General features: G+C 58.6%; 28 protein-coding genes. 10 read left to right on the plus strand and 18 right to left on the minus strand.

The window, feature by feature from the left end:
- Positions 1-140: 140 nt before the first annotated feature.
- Positions 141-1,448 (plus strand): nicotinate phosphoribosyltransferase, encoded by a 1,308-nt coding sequence (gene pncB, locus BLM14_RS18160; protein ID WP_100000675.1) that lies wholly within the window; start codon positions 141-143, stop codon positions 1,446-1,448.
- A 21-nt stretch (positions 1,449-1,469) separates the two neighbouring features.
- Here pncB and BLM14_RS18165 read toward each other — a convergent pair whose 3' ends face one another.
- On the minus strand, positions 1,470-1,727 hold the full coding sequence (locus BLM14_RS18165; RefSeq protein WP_100000676.1) for a BQ00720 family protein: 258 nt from the start codon (positions 1,725-1,727) through the stop codon (positions 1,470-1,472).
- A 55-nt stretch (positions 1,728-1,782) separates the two neighbouring features.
- Complete coding sequence (locus tag BLM14_RS18170) at positions 1,783-2,205, minus strand: Hsp20 family protein (RefSeq protein WP_100000677.1); 423 nt, start codon at positions 2,203-2,205, stop codon at positions 1,783-1,785.
- 147 nt (positions 2,206-2,352) lie between these two features.
- Here BLM14_RS18170 and BLM14_RS18175 point away from each other — a divergent pair, with 147 nt between their 5' ends.
- Positions 2,353-3,291 carry a nucleoside hydrolase gene (locus BLM14_RS18175; protein WP_100000678.1) on the plus strand — a complete coding sequence of 313 codons (939 nt, stop codon included), beginning with the start codon at positions 2,353-2,355 and terminating at the stop codon, positions 3,289-3,291.
- 158 nt (positions 3,292-3,449) lie between these two features.
- The gene (locus tag BLM14_RS18180; RefSeq protein ID WP_204251972.1) at positions 3,450-4,013 is read left to right on the plus strand and encodes a L,D-transpeptidase; all 564 of its coding nucleotides are present in this window, start codon (positions 3,450-3,452) and stop codon (positions 4,011-4,013) included.
- 34 nt (positions 4,014-4,047) lie between these two features.
- Here BLM14_RS18180 and BLM14_RS18185 read toward each other — a convergent pair whose 3' ends face one another.
- From BLM14_RS18185 to cysG, 7 genes are read right to left on the minus strand one after another with little or no spacing between them, the layout of a single operon-like run.
- Positions 4,048-4,395 carry a 2Fe-2S iron-sulfur cluster-binding protein gene (locus BLM14_RS18185; RefSeq protein ID WP_100000679.1) on the minus strand — a complete coding sequence of 116 codons (348 nt, stop codon included), beginning with the start codon at positions 4,393-4,395 and terminating at the stop codon, positions 4,048-4,050.
- 10 nt (positions 4,396-4,405) lie between these two features.
- A complete protein-coding gene (locus BLM14_RS18190; RefSeq protein ID WP_100000680.1) occupies positions 4,406-5,431 on the minus strand; it encodes an NAD(P)/FAD-dependent oxidoreductase in 1,026 nt (341 codons plus the stop codon).
- 40 nt (positions 5,432-5,471) lie between these two features.
- Positions 5,472-5,999, minus strand: coding sequence for a DUF934 domain-containing protein (locus tag BLM14_RS18195; RefSeq protein WP_418314241.1), 528 nt, complete (start codon positions 5,997-5,999; stop codon positions 5,472-5,474).
- A gap of 5 nt (positions 6,000-6,004) precedes the next feature.
- On the minus strand, positions 6,005-6,760 hold the full coding sequence (locus tag BLM14_RS18200; RefSeq protein ID WP_100000682.1) for a phosphoadenylyl-sulfate reductase: 756 nt from the start codon (positions 6,758-6,760) through the stop codon (positions 6,005-6,007).
- Complete coding sequence (locus BLM14_RS18205; protein WP_100000683.1) at positions 6,750-8,420, minus strand: nitrite/sulfite reductase; 1,671 nt, start codon at positions 8,418-8,420, stop codon at positions 6,750-6,752. The genes BLM14_RS18200 and BLM14_RS18205 overlap by 11 nt, the downstream gene beginning before the upstream one ends.
- A 20-nt stretch (positions 8,421-8,440) precedes the next feature.
- Positions 8,441-8,755 (minus strand): DUF2849 domain-containing protein, encoded by a 315-nt coding sequence (locus BLM14_RS18210; protein ID WP_100000684.1) that lies wholly within the window; start codon positions 8,753-8,755, stop codon positions 8,441-8,443.
- Between the two features lie 18 nt (positions 8,756-8,773).
- Positions 8,774-10,225, minus strand: a complete 1,452-nt coding sequence (gene cysG, locus BLM14_RS18215) for a siroheme synthase CysG (protein ID WP_100000685.1) — start codon at positions 10,223-10,225, stop codon at positions 8,774-8,776.
- Positions 10,226-10,571: 346 nt separating this feature from the next.
- Between cysG and BLM14_RS18220 the strand changes: the two genes are divergently transcribed.
- Positions 10,572-10,967: a VOC family protein gene (locus BLM14_RS18220; protein ID WP_100000686.1), complete on the plus strand. Its 396-nt coding sequence runs from the start codon at positions 10,572-10,574 to the stop codon at positions 10,965-10,967.
- A 50-nt stretch (positions 10,968-11,017) separates the two neighbouring features.
- On the opposite strand, the gene BLM14_RS18225 is transcribed toward BLM14_RS18220, so the two are convergent.
- From BLM14_RS18225 to rph, 7 genes are read right to left on the minus strand one after another with little or no spacing between them, the layout of a single operon-like run.
- Complete coding sequence (locus tag BLM14_RS18225) at positions 11,018-11,716, minus strand: methyltransferase family protein (protein ID WP_237143401.1); 699 nt, start codon at positions 11,714-11,716, stop codon at positions 11,018-11,020.
- Between the two features lie 12 nt (positions 11,717-11,728).
- On the minus strand, positions 11,729-12,094 hold the full coding sequence (locus BLM14_RS18230) for a YraN family protein (RefSeq protein ID WP_100000687.1): 366 nt from the start codon (positions 12,092-12,094) through the stop codon (positions 11,729-11,731).
- 12 nt (positions 12,095-12,106) lie between these two features.
- A complete protein-coding gene (rsmI, locus tag BLM14_RS18235; protein ID WP_418314189.1) occupies positions 12,107-13,021 on the minus strand; it encodes a 16S rRNA (cytidine(1402)-2'-O)-methyltransferase in 915 nt (304 codons plus the stop codon).
- 10 nt (positions 13,022-13,031) lie between these two features.
- Positions 13,032-14,195, minus strand: coding sequence for a radical SAM family heme chaperone HemW (gene hemW / locus BLM14_RS18240; protein ID WP_100001476.1), 1,164 nt, complete (start codon positions 14,193-14,195; stop codon positions 13,032-13,034).
- The gene (gene rdgB / locus BLM14_RS18245; protein ID WP_100000688.1) at positions 14,182-14,838 is read right to left on the minus strand and encodes an RdgB/HAM1 family non-canonical purine NTP pyrophosphatase; all 657 of its coding nucleotides are present in this window, start codon (positions 14,836-14,838) and stop codon (positions 14,182-14,184) included. The genes hemW and rdgB overlap by 14 nt, the downstream gene beginning before the upstream one ends.
- Positions 14,835-15,242, minus strand: coding sequence for a VOC family protein (locus BLM14_RS18250; RefSeq protein WP_100000689.1), 408 nt, complete (start codon positions 15,240-15,242; stop codon positions 14,835-14,837). Before BLM14_RS18250 ends, rdgB begins: the two co-directional genes overlap by 4 nt.
- A gap of 12 nt (positions 15,243-15,254) precedes the next feature.
- Entirely contained in the window at positions 15,255-15,971 is a 717-nt protein-coding gene (rph, locus tag BLM14_RS18255; protein WP_100000690.1) for a ribonuclease PH, read from the minus strand.
- 136 nt (positions 15,972-16,107) lie between these two features.
- On the opposite strand from rph, the gene hrcA reads away from it, so the two are divergent.
- The 5 genes from hrcA (at position 16,108) to BLM14_RS18280 (ending at position 19,510) form a co-directional block, all read left to right on the plus strand.
- Positions 16,108-17,178, plus strand: coding sequence for a heat-inducible transcriptional repressor HrcA (gene hrcA / locus BLM14_RS18260; RefSeq protein WP_100000691.1), 1,071 nt, complete (start codon positions 16,108-16,110; stop codon positions 17,176-17,178).
- Positions 17,179-17,280: 102 nt separating this feature from the next.
- On the plus strand, positions 17,281-17,994 hold the full coding sequence (gene grpE, locus BLM14_RS18265) for a nucleotide exchange factor GrpE (protein ID WP_100000692.1): 714 nt from the start codon (positions 17,281-17,283) through the stop codon (positions 17,992-17,994).
- A gap of 113 nt (positions 17,995-18,107) precedes the next feature.
- Positions 18,108-18,761, plus strand: a complete 654-nt coding sequence (locus BLM14_RS18270) for a trimeric intracellular cation channel family protein (protein WP_100001478.1) — start codon at positions 18,108-18,110, stop codon at positions 18,759-18,761.
- Positions 18,762-18,854: 93 nt separating this feature from the next.
- Positions 18,855-19,124: a type II toxin-antitoxin system Phd/YefM family antitoxin gene (locus BLM14_RS18275; protein ID WP_100001480.1), complete on the plus strand. Its 270-nt coding sequence runs from the start codon at positions 18,855-18,857 to the stop codon at positions 19,122-19,124.
- A complete protein-coding gene (locus BLM14_RS18280; RefSeq protein WP_100000693.1) occupies positions 19,121-19,510 on the plus strand; it encodes a type II toxin-antitoxin system VapC family toxin in 390 nt (129 codons plus the stop codon). Before BLM14_RS18275 ends, BLM14_RS18280 begins: the two co-directional genes overlap by 4 nt.
- A 6-nt stretch (positions 19,511-19,516) precedes the next feature.
- On the opposite strand, the gene BLM14_RS18285 is transcribed toward BLM14_RS18280, so the two are convergent.
- Positions 19,517-20,509: an adenosine kinase gene (locus tag BLM14_RS18285; protein WP_100000694.1), complete on the minus strand. Its 993-nt coding sequence runs from the start codon at positions 20,507-20,509 to the stop codon at positions 19,517-19,519.
- Between the two features lie 165 nt (positions 20,510-20,674).
- Between BLM14_RS18285 and BLM14_RS18290 the strand changes: the two genes are divergently transcribed.
- Positions 20,675-21,391 carry a sulfate transporter family protein gene (locus BLM14_RS18290; RefSeq protein ID WP_100000695.1) on the plus strand — a complete coding sequence of 239 codons (717 nt, stop codon included), beginning with the start codon at positions 20,675-20,677 and terminating at the stop codon, positions 21,389-21,391.
- On the opposite strand, the gene nth is transcribed toward BLM14_RS18290, so the two are convergent.
- A complete protein-coding gene (gene nth, locus BLM14_RS18295; protein ID WP_100000696.1) occupies positions 21,388-22,203 on the minus strand; it encodes an endonuclease III in 816 nt (271 codons plus the stop codon). The genes BLM14_RS18290 and nth overlap by 4 nt on opposite strands.
- Positions 22,204-22,234: the final 31 nt, after the last annotated feature.

Raw genomic sequence — 22,234 nt, forward strand, 5'->3', positions numbered from 1 at the left:
TCGGTGAGGTTACAAAGATTTAATGGAAGCGAAGAGGATCGTGCGGGCGGCCAAATTTAGCCGGATTCGCCGGTCTCTGCTTGATGGTGCGTTTCTGCCGTGCAACATGGCGGACGAAGAATTCGCAAGGAAAGCAGTTAATGGCGACCAGGACCGATATCGCACGGCGCGTGTTCAATCACACGTGGAAGCTGGATCCGATCGTCCGCAGCCTGCTCGATACGGATTTCTACAAATTGCTGATGTTGCAGATGATCTGGGGCGTCTACCCGAAGGTGGATGCGACGTTCACCCTGATCAACCGCACGACCAGAGTGCGGCTTGCCGATGAAATCGACGAACAGGAGCTGCGCGAGCAACTCGATCACGCGCGCACGATCCGTTTTTCCAAGAAGGAGATGATCTGGCTCGGCGGTAACACATTCTATGGCAAGCGGCAGATTTTCGAACCGGACTTTCTCGAATGGCTGTCGAATTTCCAGCTGCCGGAATATGAGCTGACCAGGCGTGACGGCCAGTATGAGCTGAATTTCTATGGGCCGTGGATGTACACCACCATGTGGGAGATCCCGGCGCTGACAATCATCAACGAGTTGCGCTCGCGTGCTGCCATGAAGAAGATGGGCCGCTTCGAGCTTGACGTTCTCTATGCGCGTGCCAAGGCCAAGATGTGGTCAAAGGTGGAACGCCTGCGCGCGCTGCCCGATATTCGCATTTCCGATTTCGGCACGCGCCGCCGCCATTCCTTCCTCTGGCAGCGCTGGTGCGTCGAAGCACTGAAAGAAGGCATACGCGAAGCCTTCACCGGCACAAGTAATGTGCTGATGGCCATGGACAATGACCTGGAGGCGCTCGGCACCAATGCGCATGAACTGCCAATGGTGCTGGCTGCACTGAGCACGACCAAGGCTGAACTGCTGAAATCACCCTACAAGGTGTTGCAGGACTGGAACCGCTATTATGGCGGCAACCTGCTGATCGTCCTGCCCGACGCATTCGGTACGTCGGCGTTTCTGCGCGATGCGCCGGACTGGGTGGCCGATTGGACGGGCTTCCGTCCCGACAGTGCGCCTCCGATCGAGGGCGGGGAGAAAATCCTTGCCTGGTGGACTTTGAAGGGCAAGGACCCGCGCCAGAAGCTGCTGGTGTTTTCCGACGGGCTCGATGTGGAAACGATCGAGGAGACCTACCACCACTTCAAGGGCAAGGTACGCATGAGCTTCGGTTGGGGTACCAACCTCACCAATGATTTCGAGGATTGTGCGCCGCGCTACAATGATCAGCTGAATGCGATTTCACTGGTATGCAAGGTCAGTGAGGCGAATGGCCGTCCGGCAGTCAAGCTTTCCGACAACCCCAAGAAGGCCACAGGCGATCCGGCGGAAATCAAACGCTATTTGGAGTTGTTTGGAGCGGAAGACCGCGTGGAACAGGCCGTCAAGGTCTGAACCACGCGTCTTGATCGATTCTTACTGCAGCATTACGGTGCGCAGTTCGTGTTCCTGCGCGCCGACAAGGACGTTGTCGCGTTCATCGGAAAGCACGATAGGATCGCCATTGGCGGCAAAGAGCGCCCAGAGTTCCACACCCGGAGTCATCGGCGGAAGCGCTGGAAAACTGTGGGCGAGGTCATCGGTTTTGACCTTGCGCATATAGGCTACCTGTCCGGCGCCAAGACGCGCGAATTCGAGTTCGCTCAGGAGATTCTTGTGAACAGAGTTTTGCATGCTAGCCTCCGTATTCGGACAGTCCATTCCAGGCCCTGTCCTGTTAGAGCTACGATCAGTCCTGTACCGCAATGTTGATGCGTTTGACCAATCGTTCGGGTTCCGGCCGGTCGAGATCGATCGACAGAAGCCCATTCTTCAAAGTGGCGGCGCTGACGCGCATTCCATCGGCAAGAACGAAAATGCGCTGGAACTGGCGCGCCGCTATGCCACGATGCAAATATTCGCGCGTCTCTTCATCGGCCTGCCTGCCACGAATGATCAGCTGGTTGTCTTCCGTGGTGACTTCGAGATCGTCATTGGCGAACCCGGCCACCGCGAGAGTAATCCTGAGCTGTTCGCAATCATTGCTGCCGCGAATACGCTCGATGTTGTAAGGCGGGTAGCCATCGCCGGATTTGGCAATTCGCTCCAGCGTCTTTTCCATCGTATCGAAACCAAGCAGCAAGGGGCTTGAAAACGGTGTCATTCGTGTCATTTGTGCAGTCCTTGAGAAAAGCGACCTAAAAGCAAAACCCGTGATCTCGTCTGATCAATGATGGCATTTCACTTCTGTCCTTTGATATGGTCGATAGAATCTCAGAGTTCAAGAGAGTGCCGGATTTAGGCCAACAGAAAGTAAGAAATGACGCGTAAAATCATCATCGACACCGATCCGGGGCAGGACGACGCGCTCGCAATCCTTCTCGCCTTTGCCAGCCCGGAGCTGGACGTCCTGGGAATTACGGCGGTGGCCGGCAATGTGCCGCTCGCCCTGACCGAGGTGAATGCCCGGAAAATCTGCGAACTGGCAGGCCGCCCCGATGCAAAAGTCTTTGCCGGTGCCGACCGTCCGCTGATGCGCCCTCTTATTACGGCCGAACATGTGCACGGCAAGACCGGGCTTGACGGTCCTGATCTGCGGGAACCGGCAATGCCGTTGCAAAAGCAGCATGCAGTCGATTTCATTATCGAGACTCTGCGCGACGAAGAACCCGGGAGCGTCACCCTTTGCGCGCTCGGGCCTCTCACCAACATTGCCCATGTACTGATCCGCGCGCCGGAACTGGCGCCCCGTATCCGCGAGATCGTCCTCATGGGTGGCGGATTCTTCGAAGGCGGCAATATCACGCCAACAGCGGAGTTCAACATCTATGTCGATCCGCAGGCGGCACAAATCGTGCTGCAGTCGGGTGTCCCCGTCGTCATCCTGCCACTGGACGTGACCCACAAGGTGCTGACTACCGCCAAGCGTGTCGATCGCTTCCGCGCCATGGGAACACGATCAGGCGACGCCTCCGTTGCCCTGCTCGAGTTCTTCGAGCGATTCGACGAAGAGAAATATGGCAGCGATGGCGGCCCGCTGCACGATCCGAATGTGATCGCCTGGCTGCTGAAGCCAGAGCTCTATGGCGGGAGGCATTGCAATGTAATCGTCGATGCTGCCAATGAGTTGACGCTGGGCATGACCGTGGTCGACTGGTGGGGCGTTACCGATCGTTCGAAGAACGCCTTCTATATTCGCGATGTGGACGATAAAGGTTTCTTTGACCTTTTGATCGATCGCATCTCGCACCTGCCCTGAGTTGCACCATGGTCCGGCGGGGTACATCGCCGGACCTATCCCCTTGTTTCATCACGAAAAGTTGAGCCCGCGTAAACCATCAATCAGTAATTCCCGGACAAAATCACCCCAGGAGAGTAGTGTCTGATGGACGGACAGCAGGAAACTTGGGGGTTACTATGCTGACACGGCGTGTTGTTTTGACAGGTCTGCTTTTCGCCGCGCTGGCGCCAAAAGCGGCGCTGGCAAAGCCCAGAAAGAAACCCTTCGTCATCAATCCGGTATTTCAGCCGCAATATGTACCATTCGATTCATCCTATGCGCCAGGAACGGTGGTAATCGATCCTCGCGGCCGGTTCCTCTATCTCGTTGAAGACGAGTTCACCGCACGGCGTTATGGGGTTGGCGTCGGACGTGCAGGCCGTGCCTTCCATGGCGCCGCCAAGATCGGGCGCAAGGAAAAGTGGCCGCGCTGGGTGCCTACGAAGAACATGATCAGACGCCAACCGGAAAAATATGCGCGATATGCCGATGGCGTGGCAGGTGGCAGCCACAATCCGCTCGGAGCTCGCGCGCTCTACCTCTATCGCAACGGGCGCGACACCTACTACCGCATCCACGGGACGACAGAGCCCTGGAGCATCGGACGCGCCGTATCCAACGGCTGCATCCGCATGGTCAACGAGCATGTGATGGATCTATACGCCCGTGTGCCGGTCGGCGCACGCGTCGTGGTGATTTGAGACTTCTGAGATCCTTGAGAATTCACCCTGATGGTCAGGCGGCTACGCTTTCCTTCTGCGTATCAGGCGCGAGCGTAATTTCCAGACCGTTCAGCTCCTCGGTCATGATCAACTGGCAGGAAAGGCGGGAATTGTCCTCGACGTGAAAGGTCACGTCGAGCTGGTCGATTTCCTCGTCCTGCGGCTCGTAGAGCTTTTCCGTCCAATCCTGATCGACATAGACATGGCAGGTGCCGCAGGCGCAAGCGCCGCCGCATTCCGCCTTGATGTCGAGACCCCAATCACGAATGACCTCCATGACGCGGAAACCCTCGAGGGCTTCCAGCGTATGGCGCGTGCCGTGCTGATCGGTGACGTGGATATAGAGGGATTCTGAGCTCATCAGGTTATACCTATGCCGCCTTCAGTTTCTTCTGCAGGGAGGTGGAGGACGTCGTATACTGGAAAATGATCCGTTCGCCAGGGGCCACGATGCGTTTTGCCGCCTGTGACATCAGCGCCGCCTCATGGAAACCGGACAGGATCAGCTTCAGCTTGCCAGGATAGGTGTTGATATCGCCAATGGCGAAGATACCCGGCTCCGACGTTTCGAATTTCTCGGTATCGACAGCGATCAGGTTCTGGTCGAGATTGAGACCCCAATCGGCGATCGGACCGAGCTTCATGGTCAGGCCGAAGAATGGCAGCAGGCGCCCGGCTTCAAGAACTTCCTCGCCCTCGGCACCCTTGAGGATGACCTTGGACAATTGCCCATCGGCGCCTTCGAGACTGCCGACTTGGCCCATGCGGAACTTGACACGGCCTTCCTTTTCCAGCGCCCACATCTTGTTGACGCTATCGGGCGCCGCACGGAATTCCGGGCGGCGATGCACGAGGGTGACGGACTTTGCCACCGGCTCCAGGTTAAGGGTCCAGTCGAGCGCCGAATCGCCGCCGCCGACGATAACCACATCATGACCGCGGAACGCCTCGATCTTGCGCACGGCGTAGTGAACGCTGGTGCCCTCGTAGAGTTCGATTTCGGGCACGGGTGGACGCTTCGGCTGGAAAGAACCGCCACCGGCAGCAATGACGATGACCTTGGTGATGAAAACTTCGTCCGCATCGGTCTCGACGCGGAAACGGCCATCTTCAAGTCTCTCGAGCGCTGTAACCATCGTGGAGAAGTGGAACTGCGGATCGAAGGGCGCAATCTGCTTCAGGAGATTATTGGTCAGGTCCTGACCTGTAACCTCGGGAAGGCCCGGAATATCGTAAATCGGCTTTTCCGGATAGAGTTCGGCGCACTGGCCGCCTGGACGGTCGAGAATATCGATCACATGCGCACGCAGGTCGAGCAGGCCAAGTTCGAAGACGGCAAAGAGGCCGACAGGGCCTGCGCCAACAATAACCACATCTGTTTCAATAGTGTCGGACATATGGTGCTTTCCAGTAAATGTCGTGAGATTCAATCGAGGGTCAGGCGCCAGGAACGCGGCGCCAGCTATAGGTTCCGGGCGCCGAGTGCGAACCCCTGCCGGGCTGGTAGTAAACCGGCGTATCGTGCAAATTATGGTCAGCGAGACGGGTCAGCGTCACCGCGTGGGTAACCTTCAACGTGTCGAAGCCGGTACGCAGCATATAGGCAACCTGATCAATCAGCACATCACCTACCGCGCGCAGCTCACCATTGAACTGATGCTGGCTCTTGAGCATTTCTGCCTTCGAATAGGACCGGCCGTCATTGAAGGCTGGAAACTGCAGCGCAATCACCGGCATGGTATCGAGTAACGGCAAAAGCGGATCGACGCTTTCGCCCGGGGCGACCGACACACCGATCTTGCGATTGGTGGCGTTGCGCACGTCGTCTTCAAGACCAAGCCATACGGCCAGGGGCAGGATGACCGCGGGCGCATCGCCAGCCTCGTCCAGTGTCCCGGCTGTGATATAGGGATCCTCGCGGAACCCTTCTCTGCCCCAGAGCTCTCCTGCGGGCTTTTCGGAAATGTCACTCATAAATTCGAATCCGTCAGCGAAATATTGCTCAATTGATCAGTAAGGCCAGTCAGGTGAATGCCGCACTCGATCTTGTCCGTGCCTGCCCAGCGGCCGGCGCGGTCATCCTCGCCATCCTTGACCGGTTGCGTGCAGGGCATGCAGCCGATCGACCGGTAGCCTTCGGCAACCAGCGGGTGCGGCGGCAGTTCATGCGCCGTCATATAGGCCTTGAGGTCCGCCGAGGTCCAGTGGGCCAGCGGATTGATACGAACACGCTCACCGACCGACTCAAACACTGGCAGTGCCGTCCGCGTCGAAGCCTGGAACTGCTTGCGACCGGTCATCCAGGCCCGGTATGGGGCCACGGCACGTGCCATCGGCTCGACCTTGCGGATATAGCAGCAGCGGTCCTTATTGGTCATCGACAATGCACCGAAGGGATCTTCATCCTTGAGGCTCTGCTTCAGCGGGTGAATATCATGCACATCCGTCAAACCGAGATCACCGACGAGTTGGTCGCGATAGCGCAAGGTTGCCGGAAAATGCTTGCCTGTTTCGAGGAACAGTACCGGTGTCGCCCGATCTATCTGCGCAATCATGTGCAACAGCACCGAGGATTCCGCCCCAAACGACGAAACCACGGCGATTTCCTCGTTGAACAGGTGGTCGATAGCAAGCTCGATCACATCCATCGGTTCGAGATTGCCATAGCGGGCTTCGAGCGCACGCGCCTCATCCGCTACGGTTTTCTCGTTGAATTCAAGCAGCATTTGCAGCCTCGCTATAGAGCGCATCCTTGAACGGTGCAGCGCCCACACGCCGGTAGGTGGCAAGGAAATTCTCTTCCTTGTCGGTGCGGATTTCGAGATAACGGTCGACGATGGTTTCGACCGCATCGACGATCTCTTCCGAGGAGAAGCCGCGCCCGGTGATGTCACCGATCGTGCAGATTTCGTCGCCGGAGCCGCCGAGGGAAATCTGATAGAGTTCCTCGCCCTTCTTATCGACACCGAGAATGCCGATATGACCGACATGGTGGTGACCGCAGGCATTGATGCAGCCGGAAATCTTGATCTTCAGTTCGCCAATATCCGCCTGACGCTCCGGCTTGCCGAAACGTTCCGAGATCCGCTGGGCCACAGGGATCGACCGCGCAGTGGCAAGGGCGCAATAGTCCATACCGGGGCAGGCGATAATGTCGGTGATAAGCCCGGCATTGGCGGTCGCGAGACCATCGGTCAGCAACAGGTCATAGACGATCCGCAGATCCGCGATCGCCACATGCGGCAGAACCAGGTTCTGCTCATGGCTGACGCGGATCTCGTCCTGCGAGAATTTCTCGGCGATATCGGCAACCAGATCCATCTGTGCGTCGGTCGCATCGCCAGGGATGCCGCCGATCGGCTTCAGCGAAATGGTCACGACGCCGTAGTCGGGATTCTTGTGCGGCGTCACATTCTGATCCACCCAGGTGGAGAACGAATGATCGGCCTTGCGCGCAGCGGCAAGCCCCGACCAGCCTTCCGGGCGGACAGGCAGGCTCGGAGGGGCAAAATAGCTGTCGATGGCGTCGACATCCTTCTGCGGCAGCTTCAGATCGGTTTCCTTCAGCACACGCCATTCAGCCTCGACCTGACGTGTCAGTTCTTCCGTGCCGGTTTCGTGCACGAGGATCTTGATGCGCGCCTTGTACTTGTTGTCGCGGCGGCCATTCAGATTGTAAACGCGCATGATCGCTGTCGTGTAGGACAGCAGGTCTTCTACGGGGAGGAAATCGCGGATCTTCTTGGCAACCATCGGGGTGCGGCCCTGACCGCCACCGACATAAACCGCGAAACCGAGTTCGCCCGCCTCGTTCTTCTTCAGATGCAGGCCGATATCGTGCACCTGGATCGCGGCGCGATCGCGCTCGGCACCGGTGACGGCAATCTTGAACTTGCGCGGCAGGTAGGAAAATTCCGGATGCATCGACGACCACTGGCGCAGGATTTCCGCATAGGGGCGCGGGTCTGCGACCTCATCGGCGGCAGCACCGGCGAAATGATCGGCAGTGACGTTGCGAATGCAATTGCCCGAGGTCTGCAGCGCGTGCATTTCAACCGAGGCGAGTTCGTCGAGAACCTTCGGCATGTCCTTAAGCGCCGGCCAGTTGTACTGCAGGTTCTGGCGCGTGGTGAAATGGCCGTAACCGCGATCATAGTGGCGGGCGATATGGGCGAGCTTGCGCATCTGGCGGCTGGACAGCGTACCGTAGGGGATTGCCACGCGCAGCATATAGGCATGCAACTGCAGATAGACGCCATTCATCAACCGCAGTGGGCGGAACTGGTCTTCCGTCAATTCGCCGGCAAGGCGGCGCTCAACCTGATCCTTGAACTGGTCAACGCGGGCCGAAACAAACGCGTGATCAAACTCATCGTAACGATACATTCTGTGCAGGCCTTTAACTATTAAGCGGCGGTTGCTTTTGGCTTTTCAGCCTGCTTGCCGAGATCAAGACGGATGGTGGGGCCGAGCTGACGGATGCGCTCACGCAGGCGCAGCGGATAAAGGTTTGTGCCGCGCTCTTCAACATCGATCACATTGACGTCGATAACGAGGTTCGACTTGATCGCTGCCTTCCCGGCTTCCTCGAGGGCGCTAACCGCTTCAGCATGACGCGCGATCAGCGCGCCGTCGATCTGCTCCAGCCAATCGCCATTGGCGCCGAGCCATACGGCTTCACCATCGGTCAGGCGGTTTGCAGTGAGAACTTTGACACTCATGATCCTAATCCTTCGCGTTCAGGCAGCATTGGTTTCAAGGTGGCGGGGCGCCACGGAATTCTTGTTCTGGGCGGCAAGTGGCTCGGCCTTGTCGATGGCGGCACCCGCAACAGCATCGCCGATGACGACCATGACCGGACCGTCGAGATCATTGCGCTGCTCCAGCGCCGGCAGATCATTGAGCGTGCCGTGGAACATACGCCGTTCGGGACGTCCGGCATTCTCGATGACGCCGACGCCTGTATCGGCATGGAGACCCGCCTGCATCAGCCGTTCGGCGACGGAAGCGGCAACGCTGCGGCCCATATAGACGGCGATCGTTGCACCCGAAATGGCAAGGCGCGCCCAATCGGGCAGCACTTCACCCGCCATGTCATGACCTGTGGTGAAGACGAGGGAGGATGCGACACCGCGCAGGGTCAGCGGCAGTTGCATATCGGCAGCCGCGGCAAAGGCCGCGGTGATGCCGGGAACGATCTCGAAGGCAATGCCGGCATTGCGCAGCGCAGCCATTTCTTCGCCGGCGCGGCCATAGACCAGCGGGTCGCCGGACTTCAGGCGAACGACGCGCTTGCCCTCGCGGCCGAGCGAGACGAGCAGATCGTTGATCTCGCTCTGGCTCTTGGTGTGGCAGCCCTTGCGCTTTCCGACGGAAAGGCGGGTCGCGTCGCGGCGGCCCATCGCAACCACAGCTTCCGGTACCAATGCATCGTAGACGATGACGTCTGCTTCCATGAGGACACGGTGAGCACGCAGGGTCAGGAGATCCTCGGCACCGGGACCGGCACCGACCAGCCAGACATAGCCCTTTGGCTCATCCTGGCTTTCGAGCAGACCGGCTGCAGCCTGATGCGCGCCAGTCAGGTCATTATTGTAGACATTGCTGGCGACATCGCCTGAAAAGAACGAGCGCCAGAACAGGCGGCGCGGCAGGCCCTTATTCACCAGCTTCTCGACCACCGGCCGATAGGCATTGGCGAGACGGGCCAGATCGCCAAGGCGCGGCGAGAAGGCGGCGTCGATGCGCGCACGGATCATCTGTGTCAGCACCGGACCAGTGCCTTCCGAGCCGATGGCAATGGCGAGCGGTGCACGGTTGACGATGGCGGGCGTGAAGAAATCGCATAGATCTGGACGGTCAACGACGTTGACGGGAATGGCCTGGCGGCGTGCCTCAGCGGCAATCGCCCCGTCCTGGTCTTCATCGCCGGTCGCGACGAAGACCAGTTTTGCGCCGGTCAGATGCTTGGGAGCAAATTTTTCTACGATGTGTTCGTGGCCGCCATCACGGAGAAAATCGGCCAACTCGAGTTCAGGCCCGTCAGCAACAACACGGATTGTCGCGTTGGTCTGCGCCAAGAGCCGCGCCTTGTTGAGCGCTTCCTCGCCATTGCCGACAACCACAAGCACTTCATTCCGCACGCGGAAAAAGGCTGGAAAGACAGATAGCTGGTTGGCATGGATGGACATGAATAAGACAATCCCAATGGTTCAGGGGATTATCCATGATCCGGCACCTGTTTATAAGGAACAGAAGTGCGCCGAATCTCGCCCAGGAGCATGGAATTTCTGAAAAAGCCGGAACAAGCGGATTCTCTTTCTATCACATACAAAGAGACACACGCCCTGCCGTCGCCCCTTGAGGCAAAGCGAGACATGCTCGATCATCCGCATCTGGCCGAACAAGCAGCCAAATCAATACACGACTACTTTTATCGGGTTACCGGAAAAATGCAAGCCCCTTTCTTGCCGGCCGTGGCGAAGACAAGCTCGATCCGGTATAGACGGCTCCGTCACATGGAGAGGAGACACCCTAATGCGCATGATCTTTGTAAATCTGCCGGTCAAGAATCTGGAAGCATCGAAGGGCTTCTTCGCCGCTCTCGGTTTCAGTTTCAACCCGGATTTCTCCGACGACAAGACTGCCTGCATGATCATTGACGAGAACATTTATGCCATGCTGCTTGTGGAGGAACGTTTCAGGGAGTTCATCAACAACGATATCAACGACGCCACAAAGGCACAGGAGGTTCTGATCGCCTTGTCCGCTGGCAGTCGTGCCGAGGTAGATGACGTTCTGGCAAAGGCACTTGCTGCCGGTGGCAAGGCCTGGAAGCCGATCATGGACATGGGCTTCATGTATGGCTGCAGTTTCCAGGACCTCGATGGCCATGTCTGGGAAGTCATGCATATGGACATGCCCGCAGAATAACCGTGGAAACGATTGGTCGTCCTGCGGCAGCGCGAGACGGCCAGATCTCGCTACCAGACCCCAGGAATGAGGTGCGACTTCACCTTCCCGCAATAGCCCTCATAACCCGGAAGGTTCGCCTTGAGATACCGCTCCTCTTCGAGCAGGCGTACGGCGATGACAGCGCTCAAGACGACTGCAAGAGGTAACGCCCAAAGCGAGCCGAGGGCCAAAGGCGTTGCCAGAAAGAGCACCACGGCACCAGAATACATCGGATGCCGAACCCATGCGTACGGACCGCTCGAAATAACCTTCTGGCCGGATTTCACCTCGATTATACTCGAGGCGTGGCCATTCTCGCAGAAGGCCAAAAACATGATCCAGAAGCCGACGATAACAAGGAATTCGGCGAAGATGACAAGCCAAACCGGCAAGGGCAGCCCGGTGAAATGCCGCTCTATCCCGGGCACGACGAACATAACACAGCCGATTATACTGGCCGCGCCCTGAATCCACTTCTGCGACTTCTCGCGTTCGGCACCTGGTCCGGCTTTCAGCCGGCTTGCGATGAGTGCTGGATCATGTTTGAGAAAGTAACGGGTAATCACGAGCGCGCAAATCCCGAAGATCACCAGGTAGAGCCAGCCCTGCCAAAAATACAGTGTCCACGCAGGAACGTGAATCAACAGGCCGAGTATCAGCAATGTTTTTGCATTTCCCTCGCGCGCCGATTTCCGCAGTCCTTCCAGGTCGAGTTGTTGCGTGCTCACAGGATTTCCTCCTCAGGCTGTGAAAACGGCCGGCACATGCACGGGCCAGCGCCAGGGCAGGATAGCGACGAGATCAAAGCGCAGCGACAGACTGGCATGATCTGGCTGGCGCGCAAGCCATTGATCCGCCGCTGCCTCGATCCGGCGCATGGTCAGGGCATTGACCGAGTCCATCGCCTGTTCAAGCGTTGCCCACGCCTTCACCTCGACGATGAGTACGGTGTTGCCGCGTCTTGCGATCAGGTCGATTTCACCGAGTTTCGTCCGATAGCGGCGATCAACGATGCGGTAGCCCTTCAGCATGAGAGCGAGGGCAGCAAGGCGTTCGGCGGAATGGCCGCGACGGTAAGCCTTGTGACGCTTGCCCAATTCGCTCATTTCCCGCGGATCCTATTTCAATGCCAAAAGCCGTTGATAGAGTTCTCCCTTGGCCCGACCGGTCATGCGCGAGGCTTCGCCCGCTGCCTTGGCCGGTGACATTTCGAGGACGAGCGCGCGCAGGAGCGCATCGATATCGTCATCGGAGCGTGGCACATTCTCATCCTCTTGTGGTGGACCAATCACCAGCACCACTTCGCCGCGAATGCGGTCTTCGCCATCGAATTCCGCTGCAAGGTCCTTCAGTGACAAGGTGACGACGGTCTCGTAGGTCTTTGTCAGTTCGCGGCACAGCGAGGCCTGCCGTTGCGGGCCGAAGACCTCGACCATATCGGCCAGTGTGGTTGCAGCGCGGTTTGGCGATTCGAAGAACACCAGCGCCGCATCAAGAGATTTCAGCTGCTCGAGCTTCGCGCGGCGCTGCCCCCGTTTCGACGATAGGAAGCCGGCAAAATAAAATGAATCCTTGAACAATCCTGACGCAGTAAGGGCCGCCAGAACCGACGATGCACCGGGAATTGGAACGACCCTTATACCCGCCGCCCTGGCTTCCGGTACCAGCCGTCCGCCCGGATCGGAAACCAGCGGGGTGCCCGCATCGGAGACCAGCGCGACGCTCTTGCCGGCCAGCAGCGCCTCGATCAGCTTGGGGCCCGCCATGTCGGCATTGTGTTCGTGATAGGCATAGGGACGGCGGGAAATGCCGTAGCGATCGAGCAGGACGCGGCTCACCCGCGTATCCTCGCAGGCGATAATGTCTGCCGCCGCCAGCGTTTCGATGCCGCGTATCGTCATGTCGCCAAGATTGCCGATGGGCGTCGCCACGATGTAGAGCGCCGGCTCCAGCGGGCGGGCGCGATATGAAGCGCTGCCGATCTGATAGCCGCGCTCTTTATCGGTAGATTTTGGCGCTTCTCCCTCGGACAAAACTTTTCCCTTATGCTGCCAGATCGGCGATGACGGCGTTCAGCACAATAGCGCCCTCGGGCGTCGTGCGAATACGGCTATTGCCGATATATTCGATAAGCCCCTGCTCGGCCAAGGAAATCACTTTGCTTTCCTTGACGCTGTGTCCGGTCAGCCGTTCGTAGCGGGCAAGATCGATGCCCTCGACCAGCCGCAACCCCATCAGCAGGAATTCATCGCCTTCCTGCTCGCCGTTCAGAAACTCTTCCTCGACAACCCCGTGGCCGACGGCTTCGACCTTCTGCACCCAGGTTTCGGGATGACGCTCGGTGATGGTCACAGCGCGCGTCCCATTTTCAATGAAGCGCCCATGCGCGCCCGGACCGACACCGACATATTCGCCATAGCGCCAGTAAACCAGATTATGCTGCGACTCCGCGCCGGGCGCCGCGTGATTGGAAATCTCATAGGCTGGAAGGCCGTGCCGCGCGGTCACATCCTGTGTTTCAGCATAAAGCGCTGCCGCATGATCGCCGTCAGGCGTTATCAGTTTGCCCGCCTTCCAGAGATTGTAGAATGGCGTACCTTCCTCGATCGTCAGCTGATAGAGCGACAAATGATCGGCGGCATAGGAAATGGCGCGGGCAAGTTCGTCGCGCCAGGCTTCGATGGTCTGTTCCGGCCGCGCATAGATCAGGTCGAAGGAAAGCCGCGGAAAAATCTCGCGCGCCAGTCCGATCGCAATCAGCGCCTCATCGACGCTGTGCATGCGGCCAAGCCGGCGCAGATCGGGATCGTTCAGCGCCTGCACACCAAGGGAGACGCGGTTCACCCCCGCGGCGCGATAACCGCGAAAGCGGTCTGCCTCGACGCTGGTCGGATTGGCCTCGAGCGTGATCTCGATATCATCCGGCACATGCCAGTTGCGTCCGATTTCATTAAGGATCGACGCCACGGTCTCCGGTTGCATCAATGACGGCGTACCGCCGCCAAGGAAGATGCTGGAAACCGTGCGTTGGCCGGTCCGCTGGCGCATCGTTGCCATTTCACGCGCAAAGGCCGCGGCAAAGCGCGGCTGATCCACCGGTTGATGCCGGACATGCGAATTGAAATCGCAGTAAGGGCATTTGGCCATGCAGAAAGGCCAGTGAACGTAGACGCCGAAGCCGGATTCGCCTTTATCAGGATGGTTCATACGCATCCAGACAGTCTCGGGCAAAATGCTGGAAGGCACGAGCCCGGTGCGACAGCGCATCGGCGTCGCCGGGCTTCCAGCCATGCTTCTGTTCCGCGGTCATTTCACCGAAGGTCGTATCGTAGCCCTGCGGCTTGAACACCGGATCGTAGCCGAAGCCGGCCGTGCCGCGTGGCGGCCAGACGATCTCGCCTTCCACTTCTCCGCGATAATAATTGGCTTCGCCATCGGGCCAGGCCAGGCAGATAACCGAAACGAAACGGCCGCTGCGATCCTCTGGTGCGCTCGCACCCTTTTCCTGCAAAGCTTTCTCGACCTTCTCCATGCCATGGGCGAAGTCGCGCTTGCCATCCGGCAGCTCCGCCCAATTGGCAGTGTAGACGCCGGGATTTCCGCCCAGCGCATCGACGCAGAGGCCTGAATCATCGGAGAGCGCCACAAGACCCGTCGCCTTAGCCGCGGCAAAGGCCTTGATATAGGCGTTCTCCTCGAAGGTAGTGCCGGTCTCGTCCGGTTCAGGCAGGCCGAGATCGCCAGCCGATACGACTTCGAAGCCGAACGGCCCGAGCAGGTCGATCATTTCCTTGATCTTGCCCTGGTTGTGGCTGGCGACCAGCAGCTTACCCTTTTGAAGCGTTCTCATTTCAGATTCCATAATTGTGGTTCGGCAAACTCGATCGAATTTCCCGACGGATCGCGGAAATACAACGAGTGCGCGCCATTCGGCCAGTCGAATTCACTCTCGATGGCGATACCGTTCGCTTCCAGATGGGATTTCCAACCGGCAATTTCAGCCCGCGTCGCGCTAAAACACACATGACCCGGCCCAATTGCACCATGGGACGGTATCGGCAGGCCGCCTTTTGGCCGTTCCTTCAACTTTTCAACGTTGAACAGGATAAGCACGCCTGGGCCGCAACGAAAGAACACCGATTCATTACCGGCGCGCAGGATGACTTCCATCCCGAGCACATCCGCGTAGAACCCCGCAGCCACTTTGACATCGGTCACATAAAGCGCTGTTTCCAATATTCCGGATGGCTGCATGATCGTTGTCTTCTAGCTGACGGCCATTTTCTGCAACGAGACCAGCCGTGTGATGCCGTTGCGGGCAAGCCCCATCAGCGCGAGCAGCTCTTCTTCAGAGAAGGGCTCGCCTTCTGCGGTTCCCTGCACCTCAACGATACCACCCTTGCCAGTCATAACGAAATTGGCATCTGTCTGGGCCGTCGAATCCTCCTGATAGTCGAGATCGATAACCGGCGTGCCATCGGAAATGCCGCAGGAAATGGCTGCGACATGATCCTTCAGAACCTTTTCCACCTTGAGCATCTGGCGTGTTTCCATCCAGCTCAGGCATTCATGCAGGGCCACCCAGCCGCCGGTGATCGCCGCGGTGCGCGTTCCGCCATCAGCCTGGATGACATCGCAGTCGACGGTGATCTGCACTTCGCCGAGCGCCTGCAGGTCAACCACAGCGCGCAGCGAACGGGCGATGAGCCGCTGGATTTCCAGCGTGCGGCCGCCCTGCTTGCCGGAAGAGGCCTCGCGGCGCATGCGATCGCCGGTCGAGCGCGGCAACATGCCATATTCGGCCGTGACCCAGCCCTTGCCAGTATTGCGCATCCAGCCCGGCACTTTTTCCTCGAGGCTGGCGGTGCACAGCACGTGGGTATCGCCGAATTTGACCAGGCACGAGCCCTCGGCATGTTTGGAAACGCCGCGCTCAAAGGAAATGGCGCGCATTTCATCGGGGGCTCGTTTGGAAGGACGCATGGACTAACCTCTTGTTGATATGTTTCCCGGCCTTTTAGCCGTGATCGGTTGATGAAGCAAAGGCTTTGATGATTGTCCGGACAATGCTTATATCTGGCCCTATACTATCCGTCGCAGAAACAAAGCATGAGGTACGATGAACAAGGCTGTTGTCCCGGAAACATTGCAATCGCTTGACCAGCGGTCGCGGGATATTTTCCGGCGGATCGTCGAGAGCTATCTTGGCGATGGCGAGCCGGTTGGATCGCGCAACCTGTCACGCATCCTGCCTGTGTCGCTCTCCCCGGCCACGATCCGCAATGTGATGAGCGATCTCGAACATCTCGGCCTCGTCTACGCCCCGCATGTCTCGGCGGGACGTCTGCCGACACAGCTTGGACTACGCTTCTTTGTCGATGCCTTCATGGAGGTGGGCGATCTCTCTTCCGCCGAGCGCAATTCCATCGAGGCGCAGGTGCGGGCCTCTGGCGAATCCCAGTCCGCGGAAAGCGTGCTGACGCAGGCGAGCCAGATTCTCTCCGGCATGTCGCGGGGTGCCGGGCTGGTTCTCGCCAGCAAGGCGGAAGGTGCGCTCAAGCATATCGAATTCGTGCGCCTCGAGCCGACAAAGGCATTGGCAGTGCTCGTCACCCAGAGCGGCGATATCGAAAACCGCGTGATCGACCTGCCGCTTGGCGTCACGCCATCGCAATTGATCGAGGCATCGAACTTCCTCAACGCGCATATTCAGGGCCGTACCATTACCGAGGCGCGGCAGGAAATCGCGCGGCTCAAGGAAGAAACCCAGCAGGCACTCGACGCCTTGTCGCAGCTTCTGGTCGAACAAGGCCTTGCCATCTGGGGCGGGGCCGGAGGCGGCCAACCAGCGCGATTGATCGTTCGCGGGCGCGGCAATTTGCTCGAATCGGTCAGTGCCGAGGCCGACTTGGAGCGGCTACGCCATCTCTTCGATGATCTCGAAACCAAGGAAGGCACGCTGCAATTGCTCGATCTGGCGGAAGCCGGACCGGGAGTGCGCATCTTCATCGGTTCCGAGAACAAGCTGTTCTCGCTTTCCGGTTCCTCGCTGGTCATTGCCCCCTATCGTGATTCAGAGCAGCGGGTGATTGGCGCGCTCGGCGTCATCGGGCCGACGCGGCTCAATTATGCGCGCATCGTGCCAATGGTGGACTATACGGCCCAGCTTGTGTCACGCCTGCTTCGTTAGAGCGCCGTGTGCGGTGCGATGCTCTACGTCATTTGCACTTGATTTTTATGGTCTAAACCTCGATATCCAGCGCAACTTACGAATAATGAACGGACAGGATACATGGCTGAAGACAAGAAGAATCACGACACACCCGATCACGACCAGCGCGACCTGAAGAATCCGCGCGATCGCGATGCGCTGAAGCGCGCTGCCGATGATTTTCTCAAATCGCGCAAGGCCGAAGAATATGCGATGGCTCAGGATGACGAAATCGAAGCACAGGCCAACAACTGGGCCGAGCTCGACAGGCTGCGCGCCGAGAACGGCGACCTGAAGGACCAGTTGCTGCGGCTTGCGGCTGACATGGAAAACCTGCGCAAGCGCACCGCCCGCGACGTGCACGATGCACGCGCCTATTCGGTCGCCAATTTCGCTCGCGACGTTCTTTCGGTTTCCGACAATCTGAAGCGTGCGCTGGAAGCCATCCCGGCCGATGCACTGGCCAATGGCGATGCGGGTTTCAAGGCGCTTGCCGAAGGCGTCGAGATGACCGAACGTTCGCTGATGACGGCGATGGAACGCCACGGCGTCAAGAAAATCGAACCCCTGGGTCAGAAGTTCGATCCCAACTTCCACCAGGCGATGTTCGAAATTCCGAACGCCGACGTACCGCACAACACCGTGCTGCAGGTTGCCCAGGCAGGCTTCGTCATCGGCGACCGCATGCTGCGTCCGGCGCTTGTCGGCGTTTCCAAGGGCGGTCCCAAGCTTGCAGCAGGTGAAGGTCAACCCGAACCCGGCCCGATCAATCCGCAGGCGGAAAAAGACGCCTAATCCGGTCGGCAGATCGAGTTTGAGAGCCGCATTCCGCCAATGGAATGCGGCTCTTTTCATTTTGGCGGGTGATGCTCTATCGTGCCTTTATTCGGGCGCAGGGGGAATTGCCGATGACCATGATCCAGCTGTTCAACTATGCCGGGATATTCGTCTTTGCGGCAACCGGCGCCCTGGCGGCATCGCGCCGCCAGCTCGACATCATCGCCTTCATCTTTCTCGCGGCGGTAACCGGCATTGGCGGCGGTACCTTGCGCGATCTTATCCTTGGCGTGCCGGTATTCTGGGTTAAGGACCCGGGCAACCTGCTGGTCTGCGCCGCTGCAGCCATCCTCGTCTACTTTTCCGCTAATCTGTTGGAATCGCGCTATCGCGTGCTGCTGTGGCTCGATGCAGTCGGTCTTGCCGCCTACAGCGTCATTGGCGCTGCCAAAAGCCTGGCACTGGGCTTCGATTCGACTATCGCCGTCGTCACCGGCATCATGACCGCCACCTTCGGCGGCATCCTGCGCGATATCATTTCCGGAGAACCGTCCGTGCTGATGCGACGAGAGATTTACGTGACCGCCGCCCTCGCCGGTTCGCTGGTCTACATCCTGCTGCACGGCCTGTCCGTTGGGCTGGAGCTATCGGCGCTTCCCGCCGCGCTTGCCGCCTTTGCGGTGCGCGGCGGCGCGCTTTATTTCGGCTGGGCACTGCCGACCTATCACAAGCCCGGTCGCACGACGGAGGAACTCAAGCGCGAAGGCTATATCAGGTCGGAGTAGAACTTGCTGAGCACCATCTGCTCTTGGGCGCTTGAAGGTCGGCGCCAGCAGATCTATCTTGACAAAATGGCTACATGTGGCCACTATCTACATATGACAACTGTATCGATCCGAGACGCAAAGAACCGCCTCACGGAGCTCGCCCGCCAGGTGGAAAAAGGCGAGACCATTGTGGTGACACGCAATGGTCGTCCGGCTTTTGATCTTGTACCGCACAAGCCCCGAAAGGGGCTGCGGTTGGAGGCGATTGACGAATTCAAGAAAATACACGGGATCACGACTATCGTCCCCTTTATCGCGGACGATTTCGACGACCCATTGCCGGAAGATTTTCTTCTTAACCCGCTGCCACCAGACGCATGAGAGTGTTGCTGGATACTCATATTCTGTTGGCTATTATCGAGCAGCAGCTGGAAAAATTTACTCCCGGCATTCGGGGCTTGCTCGCAGACCCGGCAGGGGAGTTCCATGTGAGCGTGGCCAGTCTTTGGGAAATCGCCATCAAATGGCGTCTGGGAAAGCTTCGACTTACTCCCGGTCTCAAAACATTGCCAAGCCTGCTAACGAGTATGGGGATCGAACTCGTTCCGATCAACGAGCACCACACTCTGATTGCAGTTGAGCCCGAACCGCTGACACGCGATCCTTTTGACCGCCTCTTGCTGGCGCAATGTCAAGTGGAAGACTTGCGCCTTGTCACGATTGATCGTGGGCTGGTCGCCCATCCAATGGCGGTCAAAATCAAATGAACCTTGCTATAGCAATCCGGCCTGTTCTGCTGCGAGCTTGAGGTTCAGCTGCGGGCGCGGCCCGATCTGCTGGATGACCAGACCTGCGGTGAGCGAGCCAAGTCTGGCGCAATCGGTCAGCGTGCGGCCATTGGTGTAACCGAACAGGAAGCCCGCCGCATAAAGGTCGCCTGCACCGGTCGTATCCACCAGTTCGGCAATCTCGATCGCCGGAACGGCGACCGTTTCGTCCCTGGATACGACAACCGAACCCTTTTCAGAGCGGGTAATCGCGGCAAGCTTGCAATCCTTGCGGATCAGATCGAGGCCCTTTTCGAAATCATGCGTTTGATACAGCGATTTCAGCTCGGCCTCATTGGCAAAGACGATATCGACCGTGCCGGAGCGCATCAGTTCGAGGAATTCCTCGCGGTAACGGTCGACGCAGAACGGATCGGAGAGCGTCATCGACACTTCGCGCTTGTGCTCATGCGCGATCTTTGCCGAAAGGCGGATTGCCTCCTTGGCCCGCGGCGGATCCCAGAGATAGCCCTCGAAATAGGTTACCTTGGCTTCGGAAACCTTGGAGCTTTCCACATCTTCCGGTCCAAGCTCGACACAGGCGCCGAGATAGGTATTCATCGAACGCTCGCCATCGGGCGTCACGAAGATCATCGAGCGGGCCGTGGGCGGTGGTGCATTCAAGACGCGCGTGTCGAAAGCAACGCCCTGCGAACGGATATCATGGGTAAAGACGTGGCCGAGCTGATCGTCCGCCACCTTGCCGAAATAGGCGGCGCGCCCGCCCAGACTGGCAACGCCTGCTGCCGTATTGCCGGCACTTCCGCCCGAAGCCTCGATCGCCGGTCCCATGCGTTCATAGAGAAATTCCGCACGATCGGCATCGATCAGGTTCATTGCGTTCTTGATGATGCCGTTCTTGACGATGAAATCGTCGTCGGTGCGGGCAATGATATCGACAATGGCGTTGCCGATGCAAAGCACGTCATAGCTGGACATGAAAACTCCGGGATTGAACTGGTCGCATACCTGTTGGCAGTTGTTTTGCCTTTGCTCTAGCGCGTAAGCGGTCGATTGACTACCCCTTCTTTCGCACGTTGCCTTGTCTCGTCCGGTGCGTGCCCCTATGTCGGTTACTCGTATCACTGGAGAGCGAGCTGACAAATGATCGTAGAAAGTGCCCGCGCCGCGGCCAGTCATCTGTTCCGTCCGGAGTTCCGCGCGGTGCTGTGGAAATCGATCGGACTGACTATCCTGCTGCTTATCGGCGTGTGGTTCGGCCTGCGCGAACTGTTCGAAGTTCTGGCCTTGCCCTTTTTCGATCAGATGGTACCGGATTTGCCCTCCTGGACCGGATGGATCGGCCTCATTGCCGGCATTCTTGCCAGTTTGGGGCTTGCCCTGGGCTTGGCACTGCTGATCGCACCGGTTACGGCAATCGTGGCGGGACTGTTTCTCGACGATGTCGCCGAAGTCGTGGAAAAGGAGGACTATCCGCTCGATCCCAAGGGCAGACCTCTCGCCGCTATCCGGTCTTTCGTTCTCTCGGTCAAATTCATGGGTGTGGTCATTGCCGGCAACATCGTCGCATTGCTGTTGCTGCTCATTCCCGGCGTCAATATCATCGCTTTTTTCGTCGTCAACGGCTATCTACTCGGGCGCGAGTTCTTCGAATTTGCCGCCATGCGCTTTCGTCCCGAGATGGAAGCCAAGGCGCTGCGCTCCAAACATTCAACGACGGTGTTCCTGGCCGGCCTGATTATCGCGGCCTTCATGGCAGTCCCGATCCTGAACCTGCTGACACCCCTGTTCGCCGCCGCGATGATGGTGCACCTGCACAAGGCGGTAGCGCGGTCGGAACTGGGCGCCGCGGTAGGCTAGACAATTTGAGGCGGCAATGGCACGAGCGGCGCGGGTATTTCCGAGGTTTTTTCCGCCGCCTTGCAAATGTCGGCGATGACACAGGCAGGGCAATCCGGCTTGCGCGCCTTGCAGACATAACGCCCGTGCAGGATCAGCCAATGATGCGCGTGGTAGAGATATTCTGATGGAATGACTTTCATCAGCCGGGCTTCCACCTCTTCCGGCGTCTTGCCGGGCGCGAGGTCAAGCCGGTTGCCGATGCGGAAAATATGCGTGTCGACCGCCATGGTCGACTGGCCGAACGCCATAGAGAGCACCACATTGGCGGTCTTGCGGCCAACACCCGGCAACTTGACCAGCTCGTCGCGATCGTCCGGAACCACGCTGCCATATCGATCGATCAGCGCTTCTGACAGGGCGATGACGTTCTTCGCCTTGTTGCGCCAGAGGCCGATCGTGCGGATGTAATCGCCGACTTGCCCCTCACCCAGCGCAAGCATCTTTTCCGGCGTATCCGCCACCTTGAACAAGGCTCGCGTTGCCTTGTTGACGCCAACGTCGGTTGCCTGGGCCGAGAGCACCACGGCGACCAGCAGGGTAAAGGGATTCACGTGCTCCAGTTCGCCCTTCGGTTCGGGACGCTGGACCGAAAATCGCCGGAAGATTTCGTGGATTTCCGCTGCCGTATACCGTGTACCGGTGACGTTCCGGGCCTTGGCGGGCTTGGCAATGCTCACGCTTTGTGTTTCCGCAATTCCGGACGGAAAACCGGCTTCCACTTTTCCTGGAGTTGCTTTGATCTGATCAATTTTGCGCTTGGGATTTTCCATCCTCCCTCTATACTCAAACGCTATGAGCCAA

Origin of the sequence: Phyllobacterium zundukense (assembly GCF_002764115.1) — a bacterium.
Classification (GTDB): domain Bacteria; phylum Pseudomonadota; class Alphaproteobacteria; order Rhizobiales; family Rhizobiaceae; genus Phyllobacterium; species Phyllobacterium zundukense.

Coding starts and splice junctions, on each gene's coding strand:
- BLM14_RS18210 (WP_100000684.1), bottom strand. CDS start 8,755: ATGAGTGTCAAAGTTCTCACTGCAAACCGCCTGACCGATGGTGAAGCC.
- BLM14_RS18170 (WP_100000677.1), bottom strand. CDS start 2,205: ATGACACGAATGACACCGTTTTCAAGCCCCTTGCTGCTTGGTTTCGAT.
- BLM14_RS18270 (WP_100001478.1), top strand. CDS start 18,108: ATGACCATGATCCAGCTGTTCAACTATGCCGGGATATTCGTCTTTGCG.
- grpE (WP_100000692.1), top strand. CDS start 17,281: ATGGCTGAAGACAAGAAGAATCACGACACACCCGATCACGACCAGCGC.
- BLM14_RS18185 (WP_100000679.1), bottom strand. CDS start 4,395: ATGAGCTCAGAATCCCTCTATATCCACGTCACCGATCAGCACGGCACG.
- rph (WP_100000690.1), bottom strand. CDS start 15,971: ATGCGTCCTTCCAAACGAGCCCCCGATGAAATGCGCGCCATTTCCTTT.
- BLM14_RS18285 (WP_100000694.1), bottom strand. CDS start 20,509: ATGTCCAGCTATGACGTGCTTTGCATCGGCAACGCCATTGTCGATATC.
- BLM14_RS18175 (WP_100000678.1), top strand. CDS start 2,353: ATGACGCGTAAAATCATCATCGACACCGATCCGGGGCAGGACGACGCG.
- BLM14_RS18250 (WP_100000689.1), bottom strand. CDS start 15,242: ATGCAGCCATCCGGAATATTGGAAACAGCGCTTTATGTGACCGATGTC.
- BLM14_RS18165 (WP_100000676.1), bottom strand. CDS start 1,727: ATGCAAAACTCTGTTCACAAGAATCTCCTGAGCGAACTCGAATTCGCG.
- nth (WP_100000696.1), bottom strand. CDS start 22,203: ATGGAAAATCCCAAGCGCAAAATTGATCAGATCAAAGCAACTCCAGGA.
- BLM14_RS18190 (WP_100000680.1), bottom strand. CDS start 5,431: ATGTCCGACACTATTGAAACAGATGTGGTTATTGTTGGCGCAGGCCCT.
- BLM14_RS18220 (WP_100000686.1), top strand. CDS start 10,572: ATGCGCATGATCTTTGTAAATCTGCCGGTCAAGAATCTGGAAGCATCG.
- pncB (WP_100000675.1), top strand. CDS start 141: ATGGCGACCAGGACCGATATCGCACGGCGCGTGTTCAATCACACGTGG.
- BLM14_RS18280 (WP_100000693.1), top strand. CDS start 19,121: ATGAGAGTGTTGCTGGATACTCATATTCTGTTGGCTATTATCGAGCAG.
- hrcA (WP_100000691.1), top strand. CDS start 16,108: ATGAACAAGGCTGTTGTCCCGGAAACATTGCAATCGCTTGACCAGCGG.
- BLM14_RS18200 (WP_100000682.1), bottom strand. CDS start 6,760: ATGCTGCTTGAATTCAACGAGAAAACCGTAGCGGATGAGGCGCGTGCG.
- hemW (WP_100001476.1), bottom strand. CDS start 14,195: ATGAACCATCCTGATAAAGGCGAATCCGGCTTCGGCGTCTACGTTCAC.
- BLM14_RS18290 (WP_100000695.1), top strand. CDS start 20,675: ATGATCGTAGAAAGTGCCCGCGCCGCGGCCAGTCATCTGTTCCGTCCG.
- rdgB (WP_100000688.1), bottom strand. CDS start 14,838: ATGAGAACGCTTCAAAAGGGTAAGCTGCTGGTCGCCAGCCACAACCAG.
- BLM14_RS18205 (WP_100000683.1), bottom strand. CDS start 8,420: ATGTATCGTTACGATGAGTTTGATCACGCGTTTGTTTCGGCCCGCGTT.
- BLM14_RS18180 (WP_204251972.1), top strand. CDS start 3,450: ATGCTGACACGGCGTGTTGTTTTGACAGGTCTGCTTTTCGCCGCGCTG.
- cysG (WP_100000685.1), bottom strand. CDS start 10,225: ATGTCCATCCATGCCAACCAGCTATCTGTCTTTCCAGCCTTTTTCCGC.
- BLM14_RS18275 (WP_100001480.1), top strand. CDS start 18,855: ATGACAACTGTATCGATCCGAGACGCAAAGAACCGCCTCACGGAGCTC.
- BLM14_RS18230 (WP_100000687.1), bottom strand. CDS start 12,094: ATGAGCGAATTGGGCAAGCGTCACAAGGCTTACCGTCGCGGCCATTCC.